The sequence below is a fragment of the Nocardioides carbamazepini genome, from assembly GCF_024614185.1.
GTDB lineage: Bacteria > Actinomycetota > Actinomycetes > Propionibacteriales > Nocardioidaceae > Nocardioides > Nocardioides carbamazepini.
Genome location: NZ_JAHTLF010000003.1, coordinates 158,980 through 173,485, shown reverse-complemented (window position 1 = coordinate 173,485; position 14,506 = coordinate 158,980). Strand labels below are relative to the sequence as shown.

At 73.4% G+C, this 14,506-nt stretch carries 10 protein-coding genes; 2 read left to right on the top strand and 8 right to left on the bottom strand.

The genetic code is table 11. From position 1 onward, the window contains the following. Positions 1-59: 59 nt before the first annotated feature. Together KVF89_RS01350 and KVF89_RS01345 are read right to left on the bottom strand one after the other, a co-directional pair. Positions 60-2,951 (bottom strand): ATP-binding protein, encoded by a 2,892-nt coding sequence (locus KVF89_RS01350; RefSeq protein WP_257422702.1) that lies wholly within the window; start codon positions 2,949-2,951, stop codon positions 60-62. 48 nt (positions 2,952-2,999) lie between these two features. Further along, positions 3,000-4,430 carry an MFS transporter gene (locus KVF89_RS01345; protein ID WP_257422701.1) on the bottom strand — a complete coding sequence of 477 codons (1,431 nt, stop codon included), beginning with the start codon at positions 4,428-4,430 and terminating at the stop codon, positions 3,000-3,002. An 81-nt stretch (positions 4,431-4,511) separates the two neighbouring features. On the opposite strand from KVF89_RS01345, the gene KVF89_RS01340 reads away from it, so the two are divergent. Then, a complete protein-coding gene (locus tag KVF89_RS01340; protein ID WP_257422700.1) occupies positions 4,512-5,177 on the top strand; it encodes a TetR/AcrR family transcriptional regulator in 666 nt (221 codons plus the stop codon). Positions 5,178-5,181: 4 nt separating this feature from the next. Here KVF89_RS01340 and KVF89_RS01335 read toward each other — a convergent pair whose 3' ends face one another. From KVF89_RS01335 to KVF89_RS01320, 4 genes are all read right to left on the bottom strand, one after another. Then, positions 5,182-6,528, bottom strand: a complete 1,347-nt coding sequence (locus KVF89_RS01335) for an MFS transporter (RefSeq protein WP_257422699.1) — start codon at positions 6,526-6,528, stop codon at positions 5,182-5,184. Positions 6,529-6,651: 123 nt separating this feature from the next. Beyond that, a complete protein-coding gene (locus KVF89_RS01330; RefSeq protein ID WP_257422698.1) occupies positions 6,652-8,121 on the bottom strand; it encodes an NAD-dependent succinate-semialdehyde dehydrogenase in 1,470 nt (489 codons plus the stop codon). 425 nt (positions 8,122-8,546) lie between these two features. After that, positions 8,547-10,478 carry a penicillin-binding transpeptidase domain-containing protein gene (locus KVF89_RS01325; RefSeq protein ID WP_257422697.1) on the bottom strand — a complete coding sequence of 644 codons (1,932 nt, stop codon included), beginning with the start codon at positions 10,476-10,478 and terminating at the stop codon, positions 8,547-8,549. Between the two features lie 35 nt (positions 10,479-10,513). Continuing rightward, entirely contained in the window at positions 10,514-10,954 is a 441-nt protein-coding gene (locus KVF89_RS01320; RefSeq protein ID WP_257422696.1) for a MerR family transcriptional regulator, read from the bottom strand. A gap of 27 nt (positions 10,955-10,981) precedes the next feature. Here KVF89_RS01320 and KVF89_RS01315 point away from each other — a divergent pair, with 27 nt between their 5' ends. Continuing rightward, on the top strand, positions 10,982-11,926 hold the full coding sequence (locus tag KVF89_RS01315; protein WP_257422695.1) for an NAD(P)/FAD-dependent oxidoreductase: 945 nt from the start codon (positions 10,982-10,984) through the stop codon (positions 11,924-11,926). A gap of 111 nt (positions 11,927-12,037) precedes the next feature. On the opposite strand, the gene KVF89_RS01310 is transcribed toward KVF89_RS01315, so the two are convergent. Both KVF89_RS01310 and KVF89_RS30300 read right to left on the bottom strand, forming a co-directional pair. Continuing rightward, complete coding sequence (locus KVF89_RS01310) at positions 12,038-12,619, bottom strand: aggregation-promoting factor C-terminal-like domain-containing protein (protein ID WP_257422694.1); 582 nt, start codon at positions 12,617-12,619, stop codon at positions 12,038-12,040. A 19-nt stretch (positions 12,620-12,638) separates the two neighbouring features. After that, positions 12,639-14,354 carry a DEAD/DEAH box helicase gene (locus KVF89_RS30300; protein ID WP_257422693.1) on the bottom strand — a complete coding sequence of 572 codons (1,716 nt, stop codon included), beginning with the start codon at positions 14,352-14,354 and terminating at the stop codon, positions 12,639-12,641. Positions 14,355-14,506: the final 152 nt, after the last annotated feature.

Below are 14,506 nucleotides of genomic sequence, written 5' to 3'. Positions count from 1 at the left end.
CTCGGCGGAGTCGGTGGGCAGTCGGTGGGTCGCTCGGCTCGGTGCGGCGGGCTCGGCGGTCAGGCCCGGCGGGCCAGGTCGTCGCGGACCCGGTCCACGACGTCGGGGCAGGGCACCGCCGTCGCGTGGGCCGCGACCTCCTCCAGGAGGGCCGCCGCCTCCTCGCGACGACCGCGCGCCAGCAGGCACCGGCCCTCCAGTCGACGGGCGTCGAGCCCGTCGATCACGTTCCTGGTGGCCTCGGCCCGGCGCCGGGCACGGGCCACCAGCACCTCCGCCCGGTCGAGGTCCTCGGCGCCCCCGAGCTCGAGACAAGCCTCGGCCGCGACGGCCAGCAGCATCACGTCGTGGATCTGGGTCGGTGCCTCGACGTCGAGCCACGGCTCGAGGCGGGCGAGGGCGGTCCGCGGGTCGCCGGCGACCAGCTCCAGCGCCGCCCGCCGCGCCTCGACGTACGCACGGAACTCGAAGGTCTGCAGATTGGGCGCCGCCGCGGCGGCGGCGAAGCAGAGCGCCGCGGCCGCCGGGTCGCCCTGCCCGGCGCGCAGCACCCCGAGGTAGGCCGGCGGGATGCCGGAGAAGAGGGTGCGCGAGTGTGCCCGGGCGAGCTCCATGGCGGTCTCGAGGTGTCGCTGCGCCTCGTCCCGGTCCCCCCGGTAGAACGCCGTGAGCCCCGCGTTGGCGAGGTGCAGCGCCTCGGCGTCGGTGTCGCCCGTGCGGCGGGTCACCTCCAGGCCCCGGTCCGCCATGACCGCGGCCCGGTCGAGCTCGCCGCGCATGGTGAGCGTCCACTGCAGCGCGAGGATCGCGCCGCTCTCGACGTTCGGGGCGTCGACGTCGCGAGCAAGGGTGCGCGCCCGTTCGAGGGCCCGGACGGCCTCGTCCGGCTGGTCCAGGAAGAGCAGGCTGGTGCCCCGCAGCGCCTCCGCGTCCGCCTCGCTCGCGACCGCGCCCTCCTGCCGCGCCAGTGCCGCGGCGTGCTCGGCGGCCTCCAGGCACGCTCGGCGCTGGCCCAGCGCGAGCCGGACGCGGGCGAGCCCGATGGACAGTGCGGACAGCCCCGGGGCCTGACCGCCCGGACCGATCTCCTCCGCCAGGCCGGCCACCACCGCCGCGAGCCGGGCGGCTCCCGCCTCCCCCTGACCCCGGCGATACTGCGCCTGGGCCAGGAGCCCCTCGGCCCGCAGCCGGGCACCGAGGTCGCCGAGCCGACGGTGGTCGTCCGCGGCCCGGGTCAGGTGGTCGACCGCCTCGTCGTAGCCGGCCGTGGTGAGCTGTACCTGCCCGAGCCCCTCACGGGCCGCGGCCGCCGCCGCCTCGTCCCCCACCTCGTCGGCGAGCTCGAGGGCGTGGCGATAGTGCCGCAGGGCGTCGCTCTGCGAGTGCAGCCCGGCGGCCACGTCACCGGCGAGGAGGAGGAAGGGCATGGCCCGGACGGGGTCGTCCCCGGCCTCGAGATGACGCGCGATCTCGGTCGACCGTCGCCGACGTACGGCGGCCGGCCGGTCCGCGAGGCGGCGACCGATCGCGAGATGCAGCCGGCGGCGGCGCACCGGGGACAGTGCGGCATACAGGGTCTGGCGGGTCAGGCTGTGGTCGAACGCGTAGTGGCCGCCGTCGATGGTGAGCAGCCCGGCGTCCACCGCCTCGTCGAGTGCCGCTTCGAGCCCCGGTTCCTCCGCCAGGTCCGCCAGGTCCGCCGGGTCGAACACCTCACCGAGCACGCTGCCCGCCTCGAGCACGTGCCGCGCCGGCGGCGACAGGCGGTCGGCCCGCTCGGCGATCGCCTCGCTCACGCTGGCCGGGACGACGAGGGCGTCGATCTCCCTGCGCACCCACGCGCCGTCGAGCCGGGCGAGGTCACCCCGATCGATGAGGGCGGCGAGGGTCTCGACGACGAAGAACGGGTTGCCGTCGGTCTGGCGGTGAACCAGCGTGCTGAGCTCACCGGCGACCTCGGCCTCGTCGAGGCGGTCGGTGATCAGGCGGGCCGTGTCCCCGCGGTCGAGCCGGGGGACCGGCACCACCTGGACCAGGCCCTCCCGCTGCAGCGACCGGCCGAGTCGTCGTACCGGGTGCGTGACCCCGACCTCGGTGTCGCGGTAGGTCCCGATCAGCAGCACCCGGTCGCCGGCCGTGTGCCGGGCCAGGTGCGCCAGGAGCTCGACCGTCGCGACGTCGGCCCAGTGCAGGTCGTCGAGCAGGACCGCGACCGGCCGGTCGGCGGCGAGCTCACGGACGAGACCGGTCGCGGCCCGGTGGAGCCGATACGTCGCGTCCGGCGCGGCCGCGATCGCCCGCACGGCCGAGGTCCGCGGCTCCGCCGCCGGCGGCTGGTCGGGCAGCAGCGTCGCGAGCTGCGGCCACCGGTCGACGATACCGTCGCGGTCCCGCGGCCGGACAGCGGCGTGCAGCGCGGCGGCCACCTCGAGCATCGGGGCGAACGGCGTCTCCCGCCGCGCCTCGTAGCAGCGTCCCGTCGCCACCAGGAAGCCCCTCTCCGCGGCGCGAGCGCTGACCTCCTGGGCTAGCCGGGTCTTGCCGATGCCCGGCTCCCCGGCCAGCAGCACGACCTTGCCCGACCCCTCGACGACGGCTCCCAGCGCGGTCGCGATCGTCGTCCACTCCGCCTCCCGCGCCACCAGCCGCGACACCGGCAGCGCACCGAGATAGCCGCCCGTCGGAGCAGGCCGCTCGCCGGGGCCCCGGCGAGCGGCCTGGAGGAGCTCCTGGCGGGTCGCCCCGGTCAGGCCGAGCGCGTCGGCCAGCAACCGGACCGTGCTGGCGTACGGCGAGGTGTTGATGCCGCGCTCGAGGTTGCTGACCGTCCGCTCACCGATCCCGGACCGCTCGGCGAGCTCGGCCTGGGTCAGGCCGGCGACCTCACGCCGGTGACGCAGCACCGCCGCGAACGCACCCGACCGCCGCGCGGGGGAGGAGGGGGGTGTCATGGGCGTCGCATCACCTTTCTCCGCGGAATCGTAGCCAGCGCGGCGCCGTCAGGTCCGTCGAACCGCGGACCGCGCGTCCCGCGGTGCCGCGACCAGGCAGATCACCGTCGCGACCGCGATCAGGCAGCCGGACACCAGGAAGCCCCGCGCATAGCCGGCGTTCAGGGCGACCAGCGGCGCACCGTCGTGGTTCCGGGTCACCGACCCGGCGACCGTGACGAGGACGGCGAGGCCGATGCTGCCACCGATCTGGCGCGCGGCGTTGAGCATGCCGCTCGCGAGGCCCGCCTCGGCCGGGTCGACGCCGGTGGTGCCCATGGACGTGTTGGCGACCAGGCAGGTGCCGAGCCCGACGCTGGCGAGCAGGGACGGGCCGAGCATGTCGGTGACGAAGGCGCCGTCGGGCCTGATCGCGCCGAACCAGCCGATGCCGACGGCGGTGAGGCCGAGCCCCAGCAGGACCGGGAGCCAGGGACCGCGGGCCGCGACCAGCCGCATGCCGACCATGGTCCCGACGACCGTGCCGAGACTGAACGGCACGAAGGCGAGGCCCGCCTGCAGCGGCGAGTAGTGGAGCACGTTCTGCAGGTACATCGACGCGAGGTAGAACGCCCCGAACTGGCCGAGCGCGATGAAGAAGACCAGCACGCTCGCGACCGCCAGGGACCGCTGCCGCAGCAGCCCGAGCCGGACCAGCGGCTCGCGGGCGAAGCGGGCCTCGACCACGAGGAACAGCACGCCGAGCACGAGCGCGAGGCCGAGGAGACCGAGCGTGTGGGCCGAGTCCCAGGCGTGCCGATCGGTGCGCACGACGGCGTACACGAGCGCGGTGGTCGCCCCGGTGACCAGGACTGCGCCGACGATGTCGAGACGCGGGCGACCGCGGTGCAGGTTGCGGATGCTCGCCATCGCCAACGGTACGGCGACCACGGCGATGGGCACGTTGACGAAGAACACCCAGCGCCAGTCGAGCCACTCGGTGAGGGCGCCGCCGAGGAGCACGCCCGCGGCGCCGCCGACACCCATCACCGCGGCCCAGACGCCGAGGGCGCGACGGCGGTCCGGGCCCTCCGCGAAGGACGTGGTGATGACGGTGAGGCTGACCGGCAGGAGCAGGGCCCCGGCCACGCCCTGGAGGCCGCGCGCGGCGATGAGCTGGCCCGGCTCGCCGGCCAGGCCGCCGGCGAGCGAGGTCAGTCCGAAGACGCTCAGCCCGGCGATCGCGGCGGTGCGCTGGCCGAACAGGTCGGCGACCCGCCCGCCGAGCAGCAGCAGGCCGCCGAAGGTGAGCGTGTAGGCGTTGACCACCCACGGCAGGTCGGCGGGCCGGAAGCCGAGGTCGTCGCGGATGGACGGCAGTGCGACGTTCACGACGGTGATGTCGAGGACCACCATCAGCTGGCACAGGCAGACCACCGTGAGGACGAGGCCGGGACGGGTGGTGGTGGTCGTCGGCGCGGTGGCCGTCGGGGTACTCATGCGGACTCCTTCTTGGACAGTGTCCAATAAGGTAACCCTAAGTTAGTTCCCTGCCAACCCCCGTGTGGCACGGTGGACCCCGTGGCCGCCCGAACGCCCGCCTCCCGCGCCCAGCTCACGCCCGACCGGGTGGTGAGCGCCGCGCTCGACCTCACCCGCGAGCGGGGCATCGACGGCTGGAGCCTGCGCGACCTCGCGGCCACCCTCGACACCTGGCCGAACACGGTCTCCTACCACGTCGGGACCCGCGAGCAGGTCTGCCAGGCCGTGGTCGAGCGGGTCGTCGGCGAGATGACCAACCCGCCCGCGGACCTGCCGTGGCAGGACTGGTTCCGCTCGTTCCTCCGCGACGGCCGGGACGTGCTGCTCCGGTACCGCGGCGTCGCCCGCCGGCTGTGCCGCGACGGGCCGGCGGTCCCGTCGGCGATGCCGATCATGGAGCGCGGGCTGACCCGGCTGATCGACGGCGGCTTCGGTGACGACGCCCCGCGGGCCTACTCGCTGCTGCTCAACAGCGCCCTCCTGCTCGTGGCCCTCGTCGACGACCGGGTCGAGACCGGCCAGGAGCGCGGCGACGTCGCCGACCGGATCCGCGGGTTCGCTCCCGGCCCGGACACGGCTCCGGCCTGGGCGCTCATGCACGGCTTCCTGAACGGCTGGGCGAGCGACGGCGAGCGCACCTTCACCGAGATGTTCGACTTCACCGTGGACTGCGTGGTCGCCGGGCTGGAGATGCGGCTGCGCTGATCGATCAGTCGTCGCGGAGCGGGTGCGCGAGCTCATCGGCGGGCAGTCGCGCCCACACGACGGCGACGACCGCGGCGACCACGGGCACCACGGCCGCGATCGCGAAGGTCATCTTGAGGCCGATCAGCTCGGCGACCGGACCGGCGAGCGCCATCGAGACCGGCATCAGGCTGATCGAGACGAAGAAGTCGAGCGACGCCACCCGGCCCAGGAGCTCCGGAGGGACCCGGCGCTGCAGGAGCGTTCCCCAGATGACCATCGGCGCGGAGAACAGCGCGCCGATGACGAAGGCGGCCGCCGCGACCTGCCAGACCGCCGTCGCGAAGCCGACCACCAGGAACGGCAGGCAGCCGACGCCCCACATCAGGGTCATCAAGCTCAGATAGCGCCGCGGCAGCGGCAGCGAGCCGGTCGCCAGCGAGCCGACCGCACCCCCGATCCCGAAGCACGCCATCACGACGGCATGGTCGCCCGGGCCGCCGCCCAGCTCGTCCTTGATGAGGAACGGCACCAGGACCTCGAGCGGGCCCATGATCACGAGCATCATGACCGACGCGAAGAGGAGCGTGGCGAGCAGCCACGGCGTGCGCACCATGTAGGCGAACCCCTCGCGCATGTCGGCCAGCGCCGTCGCCACCGCGCGGGCCGCGCCCCCGCCCGTGCCCTCGACGACAGCCGGCAGGTCCCGGCGTACGGCGGTCAGGGGCACCAGCAGCAGGACCAGCAGGCCGCCGAGGTAGGACACGGCGGCCACCGAGATCGCCGCTGACGACGAGGCGGCGCCGACCACGACACCGGCGACGGCGGGACCGAGCGCCTGGCCGATGGTCGGGCGCACCATGCCCTCGAACCCGTTGACCGCGAGCAGGTCCTCCTCCGGCACCAGCGCCGGCAGCCACGCGGAGTAGGCCGGGTAGTAGAACGCCATCGCCATGCCGGCGACGAAAGCCACGGTGGCGAGGTGCCAGATCTGGGTGACGTCGGCGAAGGACAGCACCGCGACCAGCGTCATCCCGAGCAGCTCGACGGTCGTGGTCACGATGAGGATCAGCTTCTGCGGGACCCGGTCGGCGACCACGCCGCCGAGCAGCGCGGGCAGCAGGACGCCCACGGCACCCGCGGTCGTGACGGCGGAGAGCGCACTCGCGCCGCCGCCGATCCGGATCACCTCCCAGACCAGCGCCACGATCCACACGCCGCCGCCGAAGCTGGTCAGCACCAGGGCCGCGCCCAGCCGGCGGTAGGAGGCGTGCCGGAACGGCGTGAGGGCGCGCGGGAGCCGCCGAGGGGTGCGGAGCCCGGGGTCGGGCTCGCCTGACGGCGGCACGAGCGGCGAGAGCTGGTCAGTCATGGCGGTCCTTCGAAGTCTGCACGTGAGGACCGACATCGGCCATCGATTTCATCGGCGGCCGGCGCCGAGCCGCTGGAGGCTCCCCAGCAGACAACCTCGAGCGGGCTTCGGGTCAAGCCCCGCTCAGGGGGCCGGCAGGGCGACGTACGTCGTGTCGAGGTACTCCTCGATGCCCTCGAACCCGCCCTCGCGGCCGAACCCGCTCGCCTTCACCCCGCCGAAGGGCGCGGCCGGGTTGGACACCAGGCCGGTGTTGATGCCGAGCATGCCGGTCTCCAGCCGCTCGGCGAGGCGGATGGTGCGGGCGAGGTCGCGGGTGTAGGCGTAGGCCGCGAGGCCGTACTCGGTGGCGTTCGCGAGCCGGATCGCCTCGTCCTCCTCGGTGAAGGTGGTGATCGGGGCGACCGGGCCGAAGATCTCGTTGCGGACCGCCTCGGCGTCGGCGGGTACGCCGGCGAGCACGGTCGGCGGGTAGAAGAACCCCTCGCCCTCGGGGGTGCGACCGCCGGTGAGCAGGCGGGCGCCGCGGTCGATCGCGTCGTCGACGAGCGCCGCGACGGAGGTGACCGCCTTCGCGTCGATCAGCGGGCCGACCTGGACGCCGACGTCCTGTCCGCGGCCGACCTTGAGCCCGCCCATCCGCTCGGCGAGCCGGGCGCCGAACTCGTCGGCGACCGACGCCTCGACCAGGAACCGGTTGGCCGAGGTGCAGGCCTCGCCCATGTTGCGCATCTTGGCGATCATCGCGCCGTCGACGGCGGCGTCGAGGTCGGCGTCCGCGAAGACCAGGAACGGGGCGTTGCCGCCGAGCTCCATGGACACCCGCTGCAGCTGGCCGGCGGACTGCGCGACCAGCGACCTGCCGACGGCGGTCGAGCCGGTGAAGCTCACCTTCCGCAGCCGGGCATCGGACTGCAGCGTCCTGCTGAGACCGCCGGAGTCGGAGGTCGTCACGACGTTGAGTACGCCGGCAGGCAGGCCCGCCTCCGCGAGCAGGGCCGCCAGCAGCAGCATGGTCAGCGGGGTCTGCGACGCCGGCTTGACCACCATCGTGCAGCCGGCGGCGACCGCCGGCCCGATCTTGCGGGTCCCCATCGCGAGCGGGAAGTTCCAGGGCGTGATGAAGAGGCACGGGCCGACCGGCTTGCGCACCGTCAGCAGCCGGCTGCCCCCGGCCGGGTTCTGCATCCAGCGGCCGTGGATCCGCACCGCCTCCTCGGAGAACCAGCGCAGGAACTCGGCCCCATAGGTCACCTCGCCCTTCGCCTCGGCGATCGGCTTGCCCATCTCCAGGCTCATGACCAGCGCGAGGTCGTCGGCATGCTCGGTCACCAGGCCGAAGGCGCGACGCAGGATCTCCCCCCGTTCCCGGGGCGCCGTGGCCGCCCACCCCTGCTGGGCTCCCGCCGCCGCGTCCAACGCGGCCCGGGCGTCGTCGAGCGTGCCGTCCGCGACATCGGTCAGCACCGACCCGTCGGCCGGGTCGAGCACCTCGATGCGCGCCCCGCCCGCGCCGGGACGCCACTCGCCCCCGACGTACAGCTGGCGGCGCGACTCCGGGAGCAGGTGGGCGAGACGGTCACGGAAGGTCATGGGTCCACTCTGACACTCCGGGCCCCACCCCGGGAGACCGTGCGGACGGGACCGACGTCCCGGAGTCCGGAGGGCCTGCGGAGGAAATCTGGGTATCAGGTCTTGTCCCCCACCGGCAGCGCGCTAGAGTGGGCCTCAGTCGTACTTCGGAGGGAGCACCGATACGACTGAGCCCCTCGTTGACCCCATGCAATGAGGGGCTCTCTCCGTTTTGGTTGGGCCGAGCGTGTCGCAGACGGGGCTCGCCGCCCGGGACTCGCTGCGCTCGCCCCGCGGGCTTCGCCCCGTGCCGCTTCGCGGCCGTGCGACACGCTGCCGGCCTGGCGGGGCGGTCGGGTGCGACCCACCCGACGTTGCCCGCCCCGGCACTACCGGAGGCACGCCTCCTCCCGCTCGCGACCGTGCACCACACTGCCGACTGGCGGCTACTGGGCACCGCGGAGGAAGTCCTCGATGACCGGGCCGGCGGTCTGGGAGCCGGAGGCGCCGGTCCGCACGAAGACGGCGACGGCGAGGTCGCCCTGGGCGGCCACCATCCAGGCGTGGGTGCGGACGGTGCCGTCCTCGGCGTACTCGGCGGTGCCGGTCTTGGCGATCACCTCCGGGCCGGGGACGTCGGCCAGCCCGCGGCCGCTGCCCTCCGTCACGACCTGGCGGAGCATCGCGCGCAGCTGGTCGGCCTCGCCGGGCGTCAGCGGCGTCGCCTCGGCGGGGACGGTGACGTCGACCTGGTCGACGAGGCGGGGGACGACGGTCCGCCCGGCCTGCACGCTGGCGATCACGGTGGCCATCGCCATGGGTGAGGCGAGCACCTTGCCCTGGCCGATCAGCGCCGCCGCGGCCTCGGTGTCGCTGCCGGGGTCGGGGACCTCGCCGAAGTAGGCCGGGAAGCCGAGGTCGTGGTCGATGCCGAGGCCCAGGGTGGCGGCGGCAGCCGCCAGGTCGCCCCCGCCGAGCACGTCACGCTGGCCGATGAGGGCCGTGTTGCAGGACTGGGCGATCGCCTCGCGCAGGGCGATGGCGCCGAGCGAGCCCGACGGGTAGTCGGAGTAGTTCTTGAACTGCTTGCCGTCGACCGTCAGCGTCGGGGTGCACTCGACCTGGCTGTCGGGCGTCAGGCCGGCCCGGAGCAGGGCCAGGGAGGTGACGATCTTGAACGTCGATCCGGGGGCGAACTGCCCGAAGGTCGCGTAGTTCTGTCCGCCCGTGGCCTCGTCGTTGGCGGCCGCGAGGATCGCGCCGTCGCTCGGGCGCAGGGCGACCAGGGCGCCGGCCGGGCCGGTCGTGGCCAGCACGGTCTCGGCCAGCGCCTGCAACCGCTCGTCGAGCGAGATCGCCAGCGGCTGCCCGGGGACGGCCTCGTGGCGGTACAGCTCACGACGCTCGGCCCCCTCGGCCTCGGGGACGGCGTAGACGACCCGCCCGGCGCTGCCCCGGAGCTGGTCGTCATAGCGCGCCTGGAGGCCGGAGAGGCCGGCGACGTCGCCGGAGCGGTACTTCTCGGGATCCTCCTCCACCATCTCGGCGGTGACCGGGCCGACCCGGCCGAGGATCGGCGCGGCGAAGTCCCGGCTCGGGGCGAGTGCGATCTCGCCGTCCACCGTGTGGCCGCCGGCGATGGTGGCGAGGGCATCGGCGAACCCTGCCGGCTCCTCCCCCGCGCGGTAGGTGATCGCCTCGACGAAGGCGCGGGGTCCCGCTGCCTCGACCGCCTTCACGTAGGGCTTCACGTCGATCCCGACCAGCTCCGCCAGGGCGCGCGCGGAGGCCGGCGCCACTGTCGGGTCGACCCGCGAGCGATCGATGCCGACCCGGACCACCGCCCGCTCGGTCACCAGCACCGCTCCCCCGGCGCCGGTGATGTCGCCGCGGTCGGTCTGCTGGGTGACGGCGTCGAGGGTCTCACCCTCCGCCAGGTCCGGCGCGACGAGGTCGGGAGCGAAGACGACCTGGGTCGGGCCCTCGTCGACGGTGCTCGCGGGGTGGAACTCGGCCACGGTCTCGTAGGACCACGGGTCCGCCCCGTCGACGACGGGCCACGACCAGGTGACCCGGGCGGTGTAGCGGTCCTTGCTCTCGGCCGCCTCGCCGATGTCGACGGTCGGCGTGAGGCCGTCCATCCCGCCGACGATGGCGCGATACGCCTCGCGCACGTCGTCGGGCGTGCCGCTGCTGAACGCGAGGCCGGCGAACGGGTTCGGATCGCCCTCCTCGCCCGGTGCCGCCGCGGCGACCAGTGCCTTCTCCAGCTTCCGGGCGGCGGCATCGGCCTCGTCGGTGGCGCTGTTGCCGGAGCAGGCGCTCAGGGCGCCGCCGAGAACGAGCAGGGAGAGGAGAGCTGCCGAGGTCCGCCGCATGACCCCAGTGTGTCGTGCTCCACCAGCCAACCCGGTCACCCGTGGCCGGCAAGGAAGCGGATGCCGCGCGTCGTACCGTCCACGATGTCGGCAACGTGGGCCTGGAACCCCGAGCAGGTCGTGATGTCGTGCGCCCGGCACTCCAACGCGTGCTTCGTCATGTGACGGGACCGCTCCAGCTCGGCCTGTCGCCGGTCGAGCTCGTCGAGGTGGGCGCGCAGCGCGTCACGCCGCCCGGCGACCGATCCGTCGACGAGGGTGCGGATCTGGTCCAGGCTCATGCCGGACGCCTTGCTGGCGAGGATCGCGGCCACGCGGTAGGCGTCGTCCTCGCCATAGACCCGACGCCCGGCGGAGTCCCGCTCCGGACGGAGCAGGCCCTTGTCCTCCCAGTGGCGCAGCACGTGGGTCTCGAGCTCGAACCGCGCGGCGAGCTCACCGACCGACCAGCGGATGTCGTTGCGACTTGACTTCATGTGAACATGAAGTCACAGGCTGGGCCCATGATCAACTCCGCGAACGAGACGCACACCTACGACGTCGCCGTGATCGGCGCCGGATCTGCGGGCCTCCAGGCCGCCCAGACCCTCGGCCGGATGCACCAGTCGACGATCGTCATCAGCACCGACCGCTACCGCAACGACCCGACCGACCACATGCACAACTTCCTCGGTCACGACGGCGCCGCGCCGGCAGAGCTGCGCCTGGCCGCGCGCAAGGACGCCGAGGCGTACGCCGACGTCCGGTTCCTCGACGCCGCCGGGGCCGGCGTCACCCGGGTATCCGGGGAGCTCGGCGCGTTCGTGCTCGACGTGGACGGCGAGCCCACCGTCCACGCCCACCGGGTCCTGCTCGCCACGGGCGTGCGCGACACCCTGCCCGACGTACCCGGCATCGCCGAGAACTTCGGCGACCTGGTCGCGCACTGCCCCTTCTGCCACGGCCACGAGTACGCCGGCACCCGGGTCGGCATCCTCGGCGCCGCACCCCACGTCGCCGCGATGGCCTCGATGCTGCTGCCGATCGCGCCGGACCGGGTCGTGCTCGCCCACGGCGCGGCCCTCGACGAGGCGACCGCGGCGGCCCTCGCCCGGACCGGCGCGACCGTGCGGACGGAGGTCGTCACCGGCGTCCGCAAGGAGGGAGACGGCCTGGTCGTCACCCTGGCCGACGGCGCGGAGCTCGCGCTCGGCGGGCTGCTCGTGAAGACGGACTGGGAGCAGGCCACCCCGTTCGCCGAGCAGCTGGGCCTGGAGATGTCGGAGGTCGGCGCGGTCGTGGTCGACGCGTTCGGCCGCACCAGCCTGCCCGGCGTCTACGCCGCCGGCGACCTGGCCCAGGGCCCCGGCCTGCCGATGCCGATGGCGTCAGTGCTCGCCGCCGCGGCGGCCGGAGGCATGGCCGCAGCCGCCTGCGTCCAGGACGCCGCCCTCGCCCGGATCGCCTGACGTGGCCGGTCTGCTTGCGGCGCAACTACCGAATTTGTCGTAGAACCGCACCAGCGGCGACGAATTCGGCAGTTGCGCCGTCGAGACCAACCACGCGGGGTGCCGACGAGCTCAATACCAACCCGTGCGCTCGGAGTGCTCCCACGCCTTCTGGGCGTTGCCGTACCTCGCGGCGATGTAGGCCAGCCCCCACCGGATCTGGGTCTCGGGGTTGGTCCGCCAGTCGCTGCCGACGACCGCCATCTTCGTCGCCGGCAGCGACTGCGGGATGCCGTAGGCGCCGGAGCTGCGGTTCTCGGCGAGGTGGTTCCAGCCCGACTCGCGCTGCCAGAGCGCGTCGAGGTAGGGCCACTGGTCGGCGGGGAAGCCGAACTCGACCATCTCCCGGTAGCCGAGAGCCCGGTTCGAGCCGGGATCGATCTCGGCGGGCAGCGGCGCCAGCGGCGTCCGCTTCGCGATCCGCTCGGCACGGCGGGCCAGCTGGGCCATGATCTCGGCGCTCGGTACGTCGGCCCGGGCTCCGGAGCGCGGGAGCTCGGAGGTCGGCTCGGCCGGTGCGGTCGGCGACGCCGGTGCGGTCGATGCGGCCGGGGGCACTGCGGCGGGCTCCGCCACCGGGGTCGGCGTGCCCCCGCAGGCGCTCACCAGCAGCGCGACCGCGGCGCACGCGACGACACCTGTCGAACCCCTCACGCCCGCCGACGGTACGCCATCAGGAACGGCGGTTCGGCGGACCGAAGTCCTTGGCGAGCTCGATCAGCTTGCCGCTGATCCGGGTGCTCTTGAGCCGCTCCCACTGGTCGTCGGTCAGCTGCGCGGGCAGCTCCACGATCGAGTAGTCCGGCCGGATCGTGATCTTGCCGAAGTCACGGCGGTCGAGACCGCCCTCGTTGGCCAGCGCGCCGACGATCTGGCGCGGCTCGACCCGGTGCCGCTTGCCGACCTGGATCTTGTAGGCCTGGAACTTCTCGCCCGAGCGCGGGCCGCGGTCGCGTCCGCCCCGGTCGGCCCGGCCACCGTCACGGTCCCACGAGTCGCGCTTGCGGTCGCCGCGGTCCGGCCGCTCGTCGTACCGGTCCTTGCGGGGGCGCGGCTCGGGCTCGGGCTCCAGCAGCAGCGGGGTGTCGCCCTGCATCGCGATCGCCAGCGCGGCGGCGACGTCGACCTCGGGCACGTCGTGCTCGCGGATGTAGTGGCTGACGACGTCGCGGAAGAACGAGATCTGCGGCGACTCGAGGGCCGCGGTGATCTGGTCGTCGAAGCGGCTCAGCCGCGACTCGTTGATCGCGTCGACGCTCGGGAGCTGCATCTGCTCCAGCGTGGAGCGGGTGGCCTTCTCGATGTGCTTGAGGAGGTACCGCTCGCGGGGGGTGATGAAGGAGATCGCGTCGCCGCTGCGGCCGGCGCGGCCGGTGCGGCCGATCCGGTGCACGTAGGCCTCGGTGTCGGTCGGGATGTCGTAGTTGAAGACGTGACTGATCCGCGACACGTCGATGCCGCGGGCCGCCACGTCGGTGGCGACCAGGATGTCGAGCTTGCCGTCCTTGAGCTGGTTGACGGTCCGCTCCCGCTGGGCCTGCACGATGTCGCCGTTGATCGCGGCGGCGCTGTAGCCGCGGGCACGCAGCTTCTCGGCGAGCGTCTCGGTCTCGTTCTTGGTCCGCACGAAGACGATCGAGCCCTCGAAGTTCTCGACCTCGAGGATCCGGGTCAGCGCGTCGACCTTCTGCGGGTAGCTGACCATGAGGTAGCGCTGGCGGATGTTCTCCGCGGTCCGGGTCTTGCGCTCGATGGCGATCTCGACCGGGTTCTTCAGGTACTTCGCCGACAGCGACTTGATCTGCTTGGGCATGGTCGCCGAGAACAGCGCGACCTGCTTGTCGGCCGGGGTGTCGGCGAGGATCGTCTCGACGTCCTCGGCGAACCCCATGTTGAGCATCTCGTCGGCCTCGTCGAGGACCAGGAAGCGCAGCTCGGTGAGGTCCAGCGTGCCCTTCTCCAGGTGGTCCATGATCCGGCCCGGCGTGCCGACGACGACGTGGACGCCGCGGCGCAGCGCGGACAGCTGCACGCCGTACCCCTGGCCGCCGTAGACGGGCAGCACATGCACGCCGCGCAGGTTGGCGGCGTACTTCTCGAACGCCTCGCAGACCTGGAGCGCGAGCTCGCGGGTGGGGGCGAGGACCAGCGCCTGCGGCGTCTTCTGGGCCAGGTCGAGCTGGTCGAGGATCGGCAGCGCGAAGGCGGCGGTCTTGCCGGTGCCGGTCTGCGCCAGGCCCATCACGTCGCGGCTCGCAAGCAGGTGTGGGATGGTCTCGGCCTGGATCGCGGACGGCGACTCGTAGCCGATGTCCTTGAGCGCCTTGAGAATGCGGTCACCGAGACCGAGGTCGGCGAACGTGGCGGGCTGCTCCTCGGTGTCACTCACCCGTCAAGCGTAGTGCCGTCAAGCCTGCGGAGCGTGATCCACGTCGCGGTGCGCTGGGTCACCCGGTTGTCGAGGAGGGTTCGACGGGGCGCCGTCTGGTAATGACAGCATGTAATAGCGGAATGTAATGCCGGAATCACTGCATCCGCTTT

What these genes read in the sequence shown, in the direction of transcription:
- KVF89_RS01350 (WP_257422702.1), bottom strand. Translation starts at nt 2,951, where the DNA reads ATGACACCCCCCTCCTCCCCCGCGCGGCGGTCGGGTGCGTTCGCGGCG.
- KVF89_RS01345 (WP_257422701.1), bottom strand. Translation starts at nt 4,430, where the DNA reads ATGAGTACCCCGACGGCCACCGCGCCGACGACCACCACCACCCGTCCC.
- KVF89_RS01335 (WP_257422699.1), bottom strand. Translation starts at nt 6,528, where the DNA reads ATGACTGACCAGCTCTCGCCGCTCGTGCCGCCGTCAGGCGAGCCCGAC.
- KVF89_RS01330 (WP_257422698.1), bottom strand. Translation starts at nt 8,121, where the DNA reads ATGACCTTCCGTGACCGTCTCGCCCACCTGCTCCCGGAGTCGCGCCGC.
- KVF89_RS01325 (WP_257422697.1), bottom strand. Translation starts at nt 10,478, where the DNA reads ATGCGGCGGACCTCGGCAGCTCTCCTCTCCCTGCTCGTTCTCGGCGGC.
- KVF89_RS01320 (WP_257422696.1), bottom strand. Translation starts at nt 10,954, where the DNA reads ATGAAGTCAAGTCGCAACGACATCCGCTGGTCGGTCGGTGAGCTCGCC.
- KVF89_RS01315 (WP_257422695.1), top strand. Translation starts at nt 10,982, where the DNA reads ATGATCAACTCCGCGAACGAGACGCACACCTACGACGTCGCCGTGATC.